Below are 15976 nucleotides of genomic sequence, written 5' to 3' on the forward strand. Positions count from 1 at the left end.
TCTCACTGGAGTTCCTCGATCAGTTCGGCCAGGCGCTGGCGATAAGCATGATGGTTGAAACGTTGCGCCCACAGGCGCCGTTGCTCGGCGGTTTCTTCATCCGGTTGCGCGCCGAGGCCGAGCATCAATTGCACCAACGCCGGGCCATCGGTGGGCGAAAAACGCGGTGCCGACGGCGGGGTGATTTCATCCAGCGAAGTGCCGCTGGCCACCGCCACCGGCGTGCCCACGCTCAGGGCCTCAATCACCGGTAAACCAAAGCCTTCGGCATAGGACGGTTGCCACAGGCGTGAAGCCTGACGATAGAGGGCGTGCAACTCGGCATCCGACACACCGCTCAAGGCACGAATCCCCGGCAGCGTGCGCTGGGCTTCGGGCAAATGATCCAGGCTGCCCACCAGCACCAACTCCGGCACGGCGGGGGATTGGCGCCGCGCCTGCTGCCAGGCGTCCACCAGAAACGGCACGTTCTTGCGCAGCTCGCGGGTGCCGACCAGCAGCCAATAGCGCTCGGGCAACTGACGCTTGCTCAGGTCGGCCGCCAGCTCGGCAAATCCGTCGACCTGGTTGGGCAGCACGCGAATCTTGCCCGCCGCCTTGGGAAACAGCCGCGCGGTTTCATCTGCGCTGTACTGCGACGGCGTCCACACACGGTCGGCGCTGTGCACCGCGTAGGCAATCGACAGGCGATCGCTGGTCTTGTAGATCAGCGCCTTCAAGCGGTTGGCGTGGTAGTTGTTCAGGGTGATCTGGAACAGGTCATGCAGCAGCACCACCGTGCGCAACCCCGTCGGTTTGGGTGGCAGCGGCAGGCCCATATTGAAGGTGCTGATGTACAGGTCGATGTGCTGCTCACGCAAGGCGCTTGGCAGGAAGCCGGCCTCGAAACGCAGGCGATGGTGCGGCTGGTGCATGGCGGTCTTGGCACAGCCCCACGCCGGGCAATGGGCCAGCAAGCGGGTCTCATCGCCCAGGGGCGCCACGGTAAACCGCTCAAGCTCGATGCCCGGCAAGACGCGCAGGGCGCTTTCCAGCGCATACACCTGGCGGCTGATGCCCGATTGCGGCGAGGTGCCGACGGTGCGGTAGTCCAGGCCTATACGCATGCGGGCGCCCTCTGACTCAGCGGCACGAGGGTGGCGTACACCTGCTCCAATTGGTTGGCGGCGACGCTCCAGTCATGGGCGCGGCGCACATAGGCGCGGCCGGCCTCACCCATGGCCACAGCGGCTTCAGGACATTGCAGCAGGCGCACCACGGCATCGGCCAAGTCGTCGGCGCTTTGCCCGCCGAGGTAGTCCAGGCCTTCCACCAGGTCCAGCCCCGACACGCCTTGTTCGGTGCTGGCCAGTGGCAGGCCGGCGGCCAGGGCTTCGAGCACCTTGAGCTTGGAGCCGCCGCCATGGCGCAACGGCGCCAGGAACACCGAACAGCTCGATTGCAGGTCCAGCAGGTTGGGCACGAAGCCTTGCCATTCGATACGCGGGTCTTTCCAACGCTCGCGCCAACTGCCGGGCATGCCGAAGCCGCACACGCTCATGCGCGCATCCGCACAGCGCGCCCAGACCTTCGGCAGGATTTCATCCAGGGCCCATTCGATGGCGTCCACATTCGGCGCGTATTCATAGTTACCGAGGAACAGCACGCGGCGTGTCGACGGGTCGGGATGGGCGGCAGCGAAGTGATCGCAGTCCACGCCATTGACCACCACCGGCACGGGTTTGCCGGCGATCTTTTCCAGCATGTGCGCATCGCTTTGAGTGACCGCCACCACCTGCGTGGCCTGGTGCATCACCCGGCGTTCCCAGCGGGTATAACGCCATTGATCGTAGCGAATGAACGGCAGCGACCAACGCGGCAAACGGTCGTAGGTGGCCGCGCCCAGGGCCGACTCCACATTGTGTTCGGTCAGCACAAAGGGCTGGGACTTGCGCGCCAGTGCATCTTCGTAAGGCTGGAAACTGTAGCTGTGCTCGATCTGCACCACGTCCCACTGTTCACCCAGCAAGCCATTGAAGGTGTCCCGCAACTTGCCCGACAGGCCGTTCACACTGGCCAGCAGCGGGTAGGGGGCAAACAGCCCCGCCACCAGGGTCTTGAGGCTGCGCAACGGGCGGCGCGGCAGGATGATCAACTGTTCGACAAACGCCTCCAGCACCTGGCGGTCGGCGAGAGATACCGGGTGCTTGTCATGCAGCAGCAAGGTGATCCGATGCCCGCGCGCGGCCAGGCTGCGCAGCAGGTGGAACTGGCGCGTCTTGCCGCCGCTGGTGGCGGGCCAGGGCGAGTAGGGCAGGATCCATAAAATGCGCATGGCGGGCCTCACTCCCAGACTAGAATTTGCAGGTTTGGCTTGACCACGACGGTCAGTCCGTCATTGCCGCTCACCGGGGTTTGCGTGCCGCGCAGCGGGTCATACAGGGTGGCGCTGGCCAGGTTGGGCAAGTGGGCGTTGCCGCCCTCGGCCGACCAGAAGAACCACAGCTTGCGCCCGTCGGCGCGGGTCCAGCCGATGCTGAACAGGCCGTCTGGCAGCTGGTCGGCGCTGGGCGGGTCGCCGGGGGTGAGCGTCGGGCCGCTGACATCGAGGAAGTTTTTCAGCGCGGTGTAGACCGGCTTGGGGTTGGCGTCGATGTCGAGCAAACCGTAAGACTGGTCCCGCACACTGGCGCGCTGGTCCAGGTCGCTGAGGGTAAACAGGAAAATCCTGTCGTAATCCAGCGCACTCATCAGCGCCAGGCGGCGCACCACGTAATCGGCCTGGGCCTGTGGGGTGATGATGTCCTGGGCGTCTTTGGGACCGGTGTAGGTCGACCAGCCCCACTCGGTGCTCCACAGGGTCTGCACGCCGCCGTTGCGCAGGGCCTGGTTGAGCGCGGTGGTCCTGGCGATAAAGTCCAGGTTTGCCGGGTCGTTGCCTTCGGGCAATTGGGTATAGGGGTGGTACGAGACGACGGTATTCAGGCTGGCCACGCCCAAGGCGCCGAGGGCATCGAACATGTTCTGGCCGTTGGGCATTTCGCTGAAGAACGCCATGCCGGCGGCCACCACCGGTTTGCTTGGGTGTATTGCGCGCAACGCGGCGGCGCTGGTGGTCAGCAGCGTGGCGTAGCCGGCCGGGTCGGCCACCGGGCGCCAGAAGCCCAGCAGGTTCGGTTCGTTCCACACCTGCCAGGCGTCGACACTGGGGTAGCGCTGGGCCAACAGCGCCATGCGGTTGGCGAACACGTTCGGGTCTTTCGGCGGGTACTGGTCCTGATAGGGCGCGCCCACCGGCGCCGTGGTGGCGAACGGCGCCGACCCGACCAGGTAGAACACGGACTTGAGCTGGTTGTCCTGCAGTTTGCCCACCAACTGATCCAGCGTCGCAACCTGGTACTGCCCTTCGATCGGTTCCAACTGGTCCCAATGCAAATCCAGGCGTACCCACTCCAGGCCCAGCGCCTTGAGACGGTCGATCTGCTTTTGATAGCGCTCAGGGGCGAACCACAGGAACTGCGCGTTCACCCCGAGGAAATCCCTCCATACCAGCGTTTTTTTGCCCTTGAGCACATGGCTTTCGGCATCGGCCTGGCGCCCCCACAAAAACGCGGTGAGGCCCAGGGCGGCGACCACGACCAGGGTGGCGACGTAAGTGCGTTTACGCGCCATGGCGACTGTCCTCGATGGCGTGTTCAAACAGCGTCTTGAACGTCTGCGCGGTCAACGGCCACAAACGCTCGCGGCCGATTTCGCCGGCGCGTTCGGCCCAGTCCCGGGCCAGCAGCGGCGTGCGTGCCAGGCGCAGCAGTTGCGCGCTGAGCGCGGCTACATCGCCTTCGGGGTAGATGGCGCCATTGCCGCTGGCGACTTCCTCGGCAAACGCGCGAGCGTCAGACGTGATCGCCCCGCGCCCGCAGGCGGTAGCCCAGGACAGCGCGCCACTGGTCCCGCGTTGGCGCCCGAGCAGGCCGAGCTTTTTCGATTCGCGATAGGGCAGCACCATCACATGGTGGGCCTGGATGGTCTGGGCAATCTCTTCAGCCGGCAGGTTCAACCGCCAGTCGATGGCATCGGCCAGGCCGAGTTCGGCGATCTGCGTGTTCAACTGTTCCAGATAATTGCCGCCCGCGCCAAACGCCATTTCGGCAGCGGTGCCACCGGCCAGGGTCAGGCGCACACGGCCACGCAATTCGGGGGCTTGCTTGAACACGCCGGCCAGGGCCTGCAACAGGTCTTCGATGCCTTTGCCCCGGTAGATAAAACCGAAGTACAGCAGGTGCAGCGTATCCAGGCGCGGTAACGGCGCCGATGGAATCGCCAGGTTGGCATGGTGGATCACCGCCACTTTACCCGCCGGCAGTTGCATGCGTTGGCTCAGGCACTCGGCGCCCAGGCGGGTGAGGGTGATCAAGCGCGTCAAACCGGCGGCGACCTGGCGCTCTTCACGCAAGGTCAGCGGATCGGCCAGCACCACCGCCGCCTGTGGCAACGGGCTGGGCAAGCGCTCCATCAGGTTCAACGGGAACGGCAAGCGCTCACGCCGCCAGACGATGCGTTCGGGATCATGCACCGTGGCGGTCAAGGGCAGTGCCGGGTAGGCCTTGCGCAACTCGCGCAGTGCCAGGAACTCCCCCAGCCGTCCGCCGCCCAATTCGGCGTGGACCAGGTCCACGCTGTGCCAGTCGAACCCACCGACGGCCTGCTTGATCGCCTCGCTATTGCCCGCCACACCGGCCAACGGCGTCAGCACCGTCACCCCCAGTTGTTCCAGGGCCGTGCGGAAATGATTCGCGTAGTCGGCGATGCCATTTTTCTCCGGTGGCAGCGGGGCGAGCAGGGCGACACGCATCAGAACGCCCCCCGGTACTTGGCGATGGTTTTAAGCACCTTGGCCGGCACTTCGAATTTGCGCCGGTTGATGATGATGCCGTCCACCTTGCCGAACGCCGTGTTGAGGATCGACAGCGCGTGCTCCACCACCGGCACCGTGCTCTTCTGCGCTTCCACCACCAGCCCGATCAGGTCGGCGCGACGCAGGTTGATAAACGCATCACGGTTATCCAGCAGCGCCGATGCGTCCAGCAGCACCACCTCACCCGGCGCCGCAGGTGCAACCCCGCCGACGCGCACCGTGATGCCGTTTTCCTGCAGCAACTGGCGCAGTTGTTCCACCACGAAGGTCACGCCCTCACCATGGCGCGCCGAGGTCAGGCCAAGGGTCAGGCCCTGTTCGGCGATGCGGTCCAACTGCAGCAAACCGTACAGGCGGTAGATGCTCGCATTGAACGCGTTGGTGCCTTGGGCGGTGCTGGTGTCCAGCTCCGGCAGGGTGGTCCACAGCGGCAAGCCGAACTTGCGTTCTGCCAGGCCGCCATCGTGGATGCGCTGGTCGAGCAGGTAGCACAGGTAGATCACCAGCAGGCCGACGACGAGCGCAAACGGGAGCGCCAGCACCAGCATCACCAGGGTTTTCGGGAAGATGCGGCCGGGGTTCAGGGTGGCTTCTTCGATCACCGCGATGTTGCTGATCTGGCTGTTATCCAGTTCACGGTCGATGCGCGATTTTTCCAGGTTGTCCACGTACAGCGCGTAGTTGCGTTCGGTGGCGCTCAGCTCGCGGGCGAGGCGGGTCAGCTCCGGTTCAATCTCCAGGGCCTGCTTGCGCTGGGCTTCAAGGTTGGCCAGTTGTTTTTGCTGTTGAGTCAGCTGGGTACGCAGCGCCAGGTTGTTGCTCGATTCATCCAGCAGCACTCGCTGCAAGTGGATTTCCAGGGTGTTGGGGGCACGGTTTTCCGAGCTTTGCACGGTGTTGCTTTCATTGGCGACCTGGGCCTGCATCGCACGGATCGACGCATCCAGGGCTTTGACCGGCGGCGCGTTGTCCGTGTAGGTGCGCATCATGTCGGCCTTTTCCAGCAGCTTCTGGTTCAGCAGGCGACGCAAGTCCTGCTGCTGCGGGTTCAGGGCGATCTGGCGCACCGTGGTGACTTCCTTGGGCTGGCTCTTGAGCTGGGTGCGGGTGCTCTGGATGGCGCTGTCGGAGGAGGCGATCAGGCGCGTGGTGTTGAACGTTTCGCCACGCAGTACGTTGATGCGCTCGGACAAGTCTTCCAGGCGATCAGTGATGCTCGCCGCGCCGATCTGGTTCAGGTGCGTGAGGATCTGTTCCTTGTAGCGCTTGATCTCAGTGGCGCTGTTCGATACCTGCCCTTCATAGAAGGCATACAGGCTTTTGCGCCCCAGGGCCTGGGTGCGTTCGTTGATATAGGTCTCGACCCAATCCTTGACCACCGCCTGGGCAATCTGCGGGTCGCCCCAGGTGAAGGTGATGTCCATCACCGTGGAGCCGGGGGCATGACTCACCTCGAAGCTTTTTTCCAGGCCGGTGGCCAGGCGTTCCAGCGGGGTGGTTTTTTCAATCACGCCGACGGTTTCCAGCACCACGCGAATGCCATCGAACACCGCGCCCACGCCACGCTTGATGGCGAACTTGGTGCGCTTCCAGAAGCCTTCCGGCGGCGGCGCGTTGTTGATCACTTCCAGGTAGTGCTCGGCCACTGCGCGCACAATCGGGCGCCCGGTCAGCAAGCGCTCTTCGTCGACAATCGGGTCGCGCTGGGTGCTGGGCATGACCAGCGCCTGGCGGTTGCTGATTTCGATGGGCAGCGTCGAATCGCGCCCCGGCTTGACCAGCAGGCGTGCCGTGGATTCGTACTTGGCCGGCAGCAGGAAGGCCCCGAGCAGGATGATCACCAGCGCCGCCATGGCGGCCAGTTTGAACTCGTGTCGGAAGATAAAGAACAGGCGCAGCAGATCACGAAAAGAACGGATCTCGATCATGGGATGTCGCTCCTTTAGTTGCTGCCGCCGCTGGTGCGCGTGTAGTTGTAGCCGACCCCGATGGACTTGGTGAACGGGATCAGTTGGTTCATGTAGGTATCCACGCCCTGGATGCGCTCGCCCACTTTGGATTTGGGCACGAACACCACATCGCCGCGTTGCAGGTGCACCGGTTTGCGCCCGCTGGCGCCGGTCTTGAGGAGCTGGCTGAAGTCCAGGAAGTAGGCGCGATAGGCGCCCTGGGCATCTTCGCGCAGCAGCGCGACCATGCTCGCGTTGCCTGCCGGGCTGACGCCGCCGGCGCCGACAATCGCCTGTTCCAGGGTGTTGGCCGTGGCAATCTGCACCGCCGTCGGGTTATTCACCGCGCCGCCGACGATCACCGAGTTGCCCGGCGCCTGGTTGATGTTCACCGTCACCCGGGGTTCGCGGTAAGTCGCCGCGAGCTCGTGGGTCAGTTGGGTGGCCAGCTCCGATGGCTGGCGTCCGGCAACCTGGATCGGCCCCAGGAACGGGTAGTTGATCTTGCCGTCGGTCTGCACCGTGTACAGCGTCAGCTCATAGATAGTGCTGACGTTGAACGCCGACAGTGTCGGCATCTCGCCGGCATCGCGGACGATGCGCAACTGGTCGCCGATACGGATGCGTTCCACTGCCGGGGGCAGTTGGGCCAATTGGTCGAGGGCGCGCTTGCCGTCCTCGACGGTCTTGCTGTCCGGTGGCTCGATGCGCGCCGGGGTATTGCAGGCGGCCAGGGCCAGCATGGCCAGGACGAGCACGCTTCGCTTCATCAAGGGGGACTTCCTGTGGGTCATGCTGCTCACCTCCAATAACCGGGAAACATGCTGATGCGCCGCTTGATGGCCAGGGGCAGGCGGCGCTCAAGATGGCCCAGGCGGTAACCGAGCCATTTGAACGCACTGCGCATCAGCACTTCGGGCACGCGGTGCAAGGCGCCGGCTTTGCGCAGGGCCGCGAGTTCGGCCAGCACATAGCGTTTGCCTTCGCCACCCGCGTCGCCAAAGGCTTGCTTGATCCACGGCTCGCGGCCGTAGAACACGCCAATGTCGAAGTAGCGGTGAAACTCGTCCATGAGTTTGTAATCGTGGGAGTGATGCACCAGCGCGGTGGCGGCGTAACGCACCTTGTAGCCCTCGAGCAGCATGCGCGCGGCCACAAAGGCGTCTTCGCTGCCGATCACGTCGGCAGGGAAACCGCCCACTGCTTGCAACACGCTGCGTCGGTACACGGAAAACGAGTCGGAGCTGAAGCAGGTCTTGATCCCAAGCTCCGGTGCATCGGCCAGGCTTTTGCTGCGGCTGTGTTCCGGGTAGTTGAAGTGCCGCGATTGCGCGCCCAGCACGCCCGCGTCGGGGTGGGGCAATTGCCGTCCGTAGGCGACGCCGTTGAGCGGGTCCTGCTGCAATTCATCGAGCAGGTTGGCAAAGGTCTCGGGCGTCGCCGGGATGGCGTCCTGGGTCATCACGATCAGTGCGTCGCCACCCACCTGTTCGCTGGCCCAGCGCCGGGTGCCGCCGTGGTTGAAGTCACGGGCGTCGATCACCTCGACCCGTGCACCGAACGCGCGAAAGCGTGCCACGGTGTCATCGCTGGAGGCGCTGTCCACCACCAGCATTTCGTCAGGTTGCAGGGTTTGCATCTTCAGCGCCGGCAGCAGGCGTGCCAGGTGGCTGGAGGCGTTGCGGGTGGGGATGATCAGTGAAGTGCGCATGTCATTTTTTCACCTCGGCAGGCGCGCGGCCGTAGATGTCGTCGAAGCGCACGATGTCGTCTTCGCCCAGGTACTCGCCGCTTTGCACCTCGATCATCACCAGGTCGATGATGCCGGGGTTGGTCAGCCGGTGTTTGTGCCCGGCCGGAATGTAGGTGGACTCGTTGGCGTTGATCAGGAACTCGCGGTCGCCATTGGTGATCTGTGCCGCGCCGCTCACCACCACCCAGTGTTCGCTGCGGTGGTGGTGCATCTGCAACGACAGCGAAGCCAGGGGCTTGACCACGATGCGCTTGATCTTGAAGCGGCTGCTTTCCTCCAGCACGGTGTAGGTGCCCCACGGCCGGGTGACGGTGCGGTGCAGGCTGTACGCCGGATGGTTCTGGCGCTTGAGCTCGGCGACGATGTAGCGCACATCCTGGCTGCGGTGGGCGTCGGCGATGAGCAGCGCGTCGGGGGTGTCGACGATGATCAGGTCGCGCACCCCCACGGCGCCCAACACGCGCTTGGGCGAGTCGATGTAGCAGTTGTGCACGTCATGCAAAATTGCCTCGCCATTGACCTGGTTGCCATGGGCGTCGCTGGGGGTGAGCTGGCGCAACGCCTCCCAGGAACCGATGTCGCTCCAACCAATGTCGCAAGGCACCACGGCGACTTGCCTGGACTTTTCCATCAGCGCCACGTCGATGGAAATATCCGGCGCGCTGCCGAACGCATCCGCCTCCAGCTCACGTTGGCGCGAAGTTTTGTTTTGCAGGCTCTGGCTGTGTTCCAGCGCGGCGCGGGCGGCCTCCAGCACGTCGGGTGCGTGGGCGGCGAGTTCGTCCACCAGAGTGCTGGCCTTGAAGCAGAACATGCCGGCGTTCCACAGGTGTTTGCCGCCGTCCAGGTAAGCCTGGGCGGTGGCCAGGTCGGGTTTCTCGACGAAGCGTTTGACCCGATAGCCCTGGCTCAGTGGCTCGCCTTGTTCGATATAGCCAAAGCCGGTTTCCGGGTGGTCGGGCTGGATGCCGAACGTCACCAGGTAGCCGGCTTCGGCCAGGTCACGGGCCTGAGTCACGGCCTCGGCGAACGCGACTTCATTGAGGATCAGATGGTCGGCCGGCATCACCAGCAACTGCGCGTCACCGCCAAAATGCTCCTGCACATGCAGGGCCGCCACGGCGATAGCGGCCGCCGTATTGCGACCGAACGGTTCCAGCAGCAGGTCCAGGGGCAGGCGGGCGTTGTTCACCCCACGGTAGTCGTCGAGGGTACGAAACAACAGGTCGCGATTGGTTACCGTCAGCACGCTTTCCACGCCGGGCAGTTTGGCGGCGCGCAGGAAGGTCTTTTGCAGCAGGCTCTGGCCATCGCGCATGCGCATGAAGGGCTTGGGCATGTTCTGCCGCGACACCGGCCACAGTCGGGTGCCCGAACCACCGGAAACGATGCAGGGAATTAATCCGTTGAGGGTATTCATCAATAGACTTCCTTGGTGGAAAGCACGGCCGGGACCGTCATGAAAACGATGTACAGGTCAAACCACACCGACCACTTGGAGATGTACTCCAGGTCGTACTCGACACGTTTCTGGATCTTGAACAGGGTGTCGGTCTCACCCCGGTAACCGTTGATCTGCGCCCAGCCGGTAATCCCCGGTTTCACGCGGTGGCGCGAGCTGTACTCGCTCACCGCCACTTCGAAGGGGATGCCGGCGGCTTTGGTCGCCGTGGCATGGGGGCGCGGGCCGACCATGGACATGTTGCCCAGCAGCACGTTGAACAACTGCGGCAGCTCGTCGATGCTGGTCTTGCGGATGATGCGCCCCACCCGGGTGATGCGCGGGTCTGCGCGGGTAGTCTGGCGCTCGGCCGTAAAGTCGCTCTGGTCGGTGTACATCGAGCGGAACTTGAACACGCGGATCTCGTTGTCGTTGTAGCCAAAGCGGTTCTGGCGAAACAGTATCGGCCCTTTGGAGTCGAGCTTGATCGCAAGCGCCGTCGCCACCATCACGGGGGACAGCGCCAGCAGCGCCAGGCTGGCCAGCAGCACATCCTCCAGGCGCTTGATCACCGGCGACCAGCCACGCAACGGCAATTGCGAGGTGTTGAACATCAGGATGCCGCCCACGTCGGTGATGCGGCTATGGCCGTAGCGCAGGGCGGCCATGTCGGGCACCAGCATCACGTTCACCGACATCTGCCGCAGGCGGTTGACCAGCCCGTGGATGCGCTGCTCGGCGGCCCAGGGCAGGCAGATCATCACTTGGTTAACCTGCTCGGCGCGGATGAGTTTTTCCAGGTCGCGGGTGTTGCCCAGCAGGGGCAGGTTGCTCAATTCCTTGGGGATCCGCTCGGTGCGATCGTCGATAAAACCGACCAGGCCGGAGCGGATATCACCGTTGCGTTGCAGGTGGTCGGCGACGTGCATGGCGGTGTCGGTAAAGCCCAGGATCACCGTCCGTTGCAGGTATTTGCCCTTACGCATAAGGCTGCGGTACAGGCGCAGCATCAGCAGGCGCTCTAGGCAGAACAACCCGAGGCTGGCGAAGTACCACGCCACCAGGTTGCGCGGGGTCAACTGCGGGAAAAACTGCAGGATCTGGTACATGAACAACAGGATGCAAAACGCCGCCGACCAGGCCTTGACCTTGGTTTTCAGGCGCAGGCGGTTGCTGAACAATTCTTCGGAATAGATGCCAAGGGCCTGGAACAGAATGACGGTCAGGACCGCAAAAAAGACCAGCAGCCCCAGGAAGTGGGGACGCAATTCAGGCTCCATCGGGTCCAGGAAGAGCACCAGGACCAGTGGGGGCAAAATGGCACTCAGGCCATGTATGAACTTGACGAAAACAACAAAGAATTCAACAAAACCGGCGCGCGTTAAAAACAGGCTGTCGACGGACGACTTCTCTCGCATAAAACATCCCTCATTGCACTCCAGAGGCAGCTGTTCGGTGAGCGGTTCAATAAAGCAGCGGCTGCTTTAAAGGGCACTTGGAACTGCGGAAACTCTGGGTAATACGCAACTATCAATCCAAATGCATACTCCAAAATTGGCTATCCATTTGAATGGTCTTGCGGGGGTGGCGACTAAAGGCGTGTTCCCTTTATGTGTCAGTCAATGAATTGACCGTGTTGCGGAGGCGGCATGCTAGACAGGTTTATCAGTGACTCTATCGGCATTTTATTGACATTCCTTGTCGGGTCATTCGCTGATGGGGTGTGTTTTTGAGTGTAGAAACAAATGTGAGATTTTTCCTGTTTGATGGGAAAACCTTTTCGAAAGGCAGTAGGAAAAGTGGCGCAAGGAGAGGCCGGCAGGGCGTACTAAGTGCCCTGCCAGCGGGACTTTCGCCGGATCAGAAGTTGCCTTTTAAACTCACCGTAAAATTACGCGGCTCGCCATAAAAGTTACCCCAGGAGGCTGTTCCGACGGTGTTGTAGTAGGTTTTATCGAACAGATTGTTGCCATTGAGCGCCACTGTCCAGGTGTCATCTACGCGGTAGGCCAGGCGTGCACTCCACGTCGCGTAACCCGCCTGTTCGAGCTTGATGGTCTGCACGCGGTAATTGCTGCTCTGGGCATTGACCCCGGCGCCCACGCTCCATTTTGACAGTGCGCCGTCGAGCTCGTAGTCGCCCCACATGCGCAGCATGTGTCGAGGTACGTAGGTGTTGGACGTGCCGCCCTCCAGGACGGTATCGATGTTCTTCAGGGACTTGGTCTGGGTGTAGGTATAGCCGCCGGATACCTGCAGGCGTTCGAGGACTTCACCGCTGATTTCCGCCTCCACGCCCTGGGCGCGCACCTTGCCGCTGTCGGTGTAGCAATAACCGTCGGCAGAGGTCGGGCACTGGGCGATGTAGTCGGATTCGGCCGCGTTTTTCTCGACGGCGCGGAACAGCGCCAGGGAGCTGTTGAGGCGCCCGTCGAACCATTCGCCCTTGATACCCAGCTCATAGTTGTCACCGATCTTCGGCTTGAGCGCGGCGCCATCAAGCGTGGCATAGGAACTTTGCGGCTGGAAAATATCCGCGTAGCTGGCGTACACCGACAGGTGCTCGTTGAGGTCGTAGATCAGTGCGGCAAACGGCGTCACTTCACCGGTTTCCCGGGTGCGTGCATCCTGCAAGGCCCACTCGCCCCAGGCCAGGTTGTTGGACTGGCGGCGGTTCTCGTACCAGCTCACGCGGCTGCCTACGATAAACATCAACGGCTCGGCCAGGCGCAGGCGCAAGGTGGTGTAGGCGCCGTACTGGGTGGCGGTTTCCTTCACCGTGCCGCCGCGATACATGTTCGGCCAGAAAGTGCTGTTGGCCGGCTCCGGGAAATGGTGGTCGGGTTGGTAGATACTTTGGCGCCTGGGCAGGTTCTGGATCGCGTACACATCGTCCTGGGTACCACGGCTGCCATTGGCGCCAAGGATCAGTTCGTGTTCCAGGCCGAAGGCTTCGAACTTGCCGTCCACATAGGCGTCGAGGCCGAAGTCCTTGTGGTCGTAGTCCATCAGCGCGGCGTAGGAGTTGGCGGTGGGTGCCGGGTTGTCATAGGCAATGGTGCCTTCGCTGGCGGCGTATTTGGTGTCTTGCAGGTTGCGGCTGTGCACGGCCGCGACCTTGAGTTTCCAGTCATCGTTGAAGTGGTGGGTGAGGTCTGCGAAGAAGGTGGTGCGCCGGCTTTGCCAGTCGTTCCAGGATTGGCCCAGGCAGGTGGATCGGCTGAGGTGAGCGCTTTTGCCGTCGGCATAGCGCGGCAGGCCGCCCCAGCACGGTGTGGCGTCGACGTCTTCATGGCTGGCGCCGAAGCCCAGGGTGGTGTCGGCGCTGAGATCGACATCCAGGGCGCCGTAGAATGCCTGGTCCTGGCGCTTGGAAATGTCCATGTAGGAACCGCGATTCTGTTGGCTGATCGCCGCGCGGCCGCGCACCGTACCGCTGTCATTCAGCGGGCCGCCGGTGTCGAGGTCGGCGCGGTAGTTGTCCCAGGTGCCGGCGGACAGCGACAGGCTGGTGGTGGGCTTGGCCTGGGGCCGCTTGCGCACGAAGTTCACCGCGCCGCTGGCGGTGCCGGCGCCCTTGAGCATGCCGGCGGCACCCTTGAGCACTTCCACGCGGTCATAGATCGCCATGTTCGCGCTGAAGCTGTCGGCCTGCACGTAGTCCTTGCCCATGTCCAGGGGCACGCCATCGTACTGGTACTGGCCGAGCATCTTGAAACCACGGGAATAAAAATACTTGCCGCCCATGGGCGATTCGTAGGTGGTGATCCCGGGCGTGCGTTCCATCACGTCATCGATGGTGCTGAGGTTCTGGTCATCCATCAATTGGCGGGTCATCACACTCACCGATTGCGGCGTTTCCCGCAGGCTGTGTTCGCCCTTGCCGATCGTCACCGCGCCCGTGGTGTAGGCGCCGGTGCCATCAGTGGTGGCGCCCAACCGCTCACCGGTGACTGTGGTGGCGCCCAGGTTCAGCGCGCCGCTGTCGGCCACTTGCGGCAACAGCAGCCAGGTACTGTTGCCCTGGCGCTGGGCTTGTAGGCCCTGGCCACGCAGCAACTGGCCGAGCGCCTGCTCGCGGTCCAGGCGACCACTCAGGCCCGGGCTGGTCTTGCCGGCGACGCTGGTGGCGTCGTACGACAGGCTGATGCCGGCCTGGCGGGCGAACTGGTCCAGTGCCGTGGCCAGGGGACCGGCGGCGATGTTCCAGTCGCGGGCCTGGGTGTCGCTGGCCGGCGTTTCGGCCCATGCGAACGGCGGCGCGGTTGCGCAGCTCAGGCACGCGCCGAGCAAGGCGGCGTGCACCGCGTGCTTGAGGGGTGAACGTGGGGAGGGGAACGCTTGCATGACCGCGGGATGCTCCTGAAGGAAGTGAACAGAACCGGCCTGTTGATCGGCCTTTCCTTACAGGTCGAGCGGCAATGAGAATTCACCTCATTTATTTTCGAGAAAGTTAGACGCGCGGTGTGACGGTCACCCAGTAGCGGCTGCGGTAAGTGACATCGAGCTTGAGTGATTGCGCTACCAGGCCCAGCACTTGATCGGTGTCGTCCAACTGATAAGTGCCCGACACCCGCAACCCGGCCACCGCTTCGCTGCAGCGCAGCAGGCCGTTGCGGTAGCGGCCCAGCTCGGCGAGGAAAGCATCCAGGCGCATGTTCCGGGCGCTGATCACACCATCGCTCCAGGCCCAAGGGTCCAGGCCATTGGCGACGAGAGAACGAATGCCACTGCGGTCGAACAGCACCTGTTCGCCGGGGTTAATCACTTGGCGCGCGCCGGCGGCGTGGTTGTCGGCAAACACCGCCACCGTGCCCTGCTGCACGGCGAGCATGGTGCCTTGGGCGTCTTCGCGCACCAGGAAGCGCGTGCCGAGGGCGCGCAGGTAACCGTCACGGGTCTGTACCCAGAAGGGCCGCGTGTCGGCACCGGTATTGACCAGTATTTCACCCTGGCGCAACTGCACCAGGCGCCGCTCCTGATTGAACGTCGTGTCGAATGCGCTGGCGCTGTTCAGTTGGAGGCGGCTGCCGTCGTTCAACGCCACCCAACGCCGTTCGCCGGTGGCAGTGCGGTAGTCGGCCATCAAAGCGGGCAGCGGGGTGTAGTCGCGGCCGAACCAGGTCAGTCCGGCCATACCGGCCACCAGGCCGAGCAGCTTCAACCCTTCACGCCGGCTGATACGTCGACGCGCCCCGTGCAGGGCGTGGCGACCGACCTGCGCGGGCAGGTGGCTGAACTCATCATTCATCGTCGCCACCCGTTGCCAGACCTGCTGGTGTTCGGCGCTGGTGTGCAGCCAGCGCTCGAACGCAGCGGTGCTGGCGTCGTCGGCGACGTTGAAGCGCAGCTTGATCATCCATTGGATGGCCTGGTCGACCAGGCGCGGGTCAGAGGTCGGCATAGCGCAACCGATAGCAGGCGTGCAGCGCCTTGGACAGGTCACGCTCCACCGTGGCCTTGGACACCGCGAGGCGCAGGGCGATCTGGGCACAGGTCATGCCGTCCAGTTGCGCCAGCAGGAACGCTTCACGCACCCGCGGCTTGAGCTGGTCGAGCAGGCGGTCGATACGTTCCAGGCTGTCGAGAATCAGCAGGCGGGTTTCTTCCGACGGCACGTCGGCCTGGGGGAAATGCGCAAGGCTTTCGAGGTAGGCGCGCTCCAGTTCACGGCGCCGGTATTGGTCGATCATCAAGCTGCGGGCGATGCTGCTCAGGTACGCGCGCGGCTGCAGCACGGCCTGCTGCTTGCGTGCGTTGAGCAGGCGCACAAAGGTTTCCTGCGCCAGGTCGGCGGCACGTTCACGGCAACCGGTGCGTCGGCTCAACCAGCCGCGCAGCCAGGAGTGATGGCTGTGGTAAAGCTGGCCGATGGCGGCATGGTCCAGTGGGTGATCGCTCGACATGGGCATCCTGGCGCAGCAGTCTTAATTGATAAT

General features: G+C 63.5%; 12 protein-coding genes. All 12 read right to left on the reverse strand.

All coding sequences use genetic code 11. The annotated features are described in order from the left end of the window. Nucleotides 1-2: 2 nt before the first annotated feature. A complete protein-coding gene (locus ACHPFG_RS10660) occupies nt 3-1106 on the reverse strand; it encodes a glycosyltransferase family 4 protein (RefSeq protein ID WP_431702331.1) in 1104 nt (367 codons plus the stop codon). Then, nucleotides 1097-2314: a glycosyltransferase family 4 protein gene (locus tag ACHPFG_RS10665; protein WP_431702332.1), complete on the reverse strand. Its 1218-nt coding sequence runs from the start codon at nt 2312-2314 to the stop codon at nt 1097-1099. The genes ACHPFG_RS10660 and ACHPFG_RS10665 overlap by 10 nt, the downstream gene beginning before the upstream one ends. A gap of 8 nt (nt 2315-2322) precedes the next feature. Next, nucleotides 2323-3651, reverse strand: coding sequence for a GH39 family glycosyl hydrolase (locus tag ACHPFG_RS10670; protein ID WP_431702333.1), 1329 nt, complete (start codon nt 3649-3651; stop codon nt 2323-2325). Beyond that, nucleotides 3641-4831, reverse strand: coding sequence for a glycosyltransferase (locus ACHPFG_RS10675; RefSeq protein ID WP_431702334.1), 1191 nt, complete (start codon nt 4829-4831; stop codon nt 3641-3643). The genes ACHPFG_RS10670 and ACHPFG_RS10675 overlap by 11 nt, the downstream gene beginning before the upstream one ends. After that, nucleotides 4831-6822: a GumC family protein gene (locus ACHPFG_RS10680; protein ID WP_431702335.1), complete on the reverse strand. Its 1992-nt coding sequence runs from the start codon at nt 6820-6822 to the stop codon at nt 4831-4833. Before ACHPFG_RS10680 ends, ACHPFG_RS10675 begins: the two co-directional genes overlap by 1 nt. A gap of 14 nt (nt 6823-6836) precedes the next feature. Continuing rightward, nucleotides 6837-7613, reverse strand: coding sequence for a polysaccharide biosynthesis/export family protein (locus ACHPFG_RS10685; protein WP_431702336.1), 777 nt, complete (start codon nt 7611-7613; stop codon nt 6837-6839). A gap of 29 nt (nt 7614-7642) precedes the next feature. Continuing rightward, on the reverse strand, nt 7643-8554 hold the full coding sequence (locus ACHPFG_RS10690; protein ID WP_431702337.1) for a glycosyltransferase family 2 protein: 912 nt from the start codon (nt 8552-8554) through the stop codon (nt 7643-7645). 1 nt (nt 8555) lies between these two features. Continuing rightward, nucleotides 8556-10016, reverse strand: a complete 1461-nt coding sequence (locus tag ACHPFG_RS10695; protein WP_431702338.1) for a mannose-1-phosphate guanylyltransferase/mannose-6-phosphate isomerase — start codon at nt 10014-10016, stop codon at nt 8556-8558. Then, the gene (locus ACHPFG_RS10700) at nt 10016-11455 is read right to left on the reverse strand and encodes an undecaprenyl-phosphate glucose phosphotransferase (RefSeq protein WP_431702339.1); all 1440 of its coding nucleotides are present in this window, start codon (nt 11453-11455) and stop codon (nt 10016-10018) included. The genes ACHPFG_RS10695 and ACHPFG_RS10700 overlap by 1 nt, the downstream gene beginning before the upstream one ends. 442 nt (nt 11456-11897) lie before the next feature. Next, entirely contained in the window at nt 11898-14384 is a 2487-nt protein-coding gene (locus tag ACHPFG_RS10705) for a TonB-dependent siderophore receptor (RefSeq protein WP_431702340.1), read from the reverse strand. 106 nt (nt 14385-14490) lie between these two features. Then, the gene (locus ACHPFG_RS10710; protein ID WP_431702341.1) at nt 14491-15441 is read right to left on the reverse strand and encodes a FecR domain-containing protein; all 951 of its coding nucleotides are present in this window, start codon (nt 15439-15441) and stop codon (nt 14491-14493) included. Next, nucleotides 15428-15943, reverse strand: coding sequence for a sigma-70 family RNA polymerase sigma factor (locus tag ACHPFG_RS10715; RefSeq protein ID WP_431702342.1), 516 nt, complete (start codon nt 15941-15943; stop codon nt 15428-15430). The genes ACHPFG_RS10710 and ACHPFG_RS10715 overlap by 14 nt, the downstream gene beginning before the upstream one ends. Between the last annotated feature and the right edge of the window lie 33 nt (nt 15944-15976).

This window comes from Pseudomonas sp. BR20 (assembly GCF_050780135.1).
Classification (GTDB): Bacteria; Pseudomonadota; Gammaproteobacteria; order Pseudomonadales; family Pseudomonadaceae; genus Aquipseudomonas.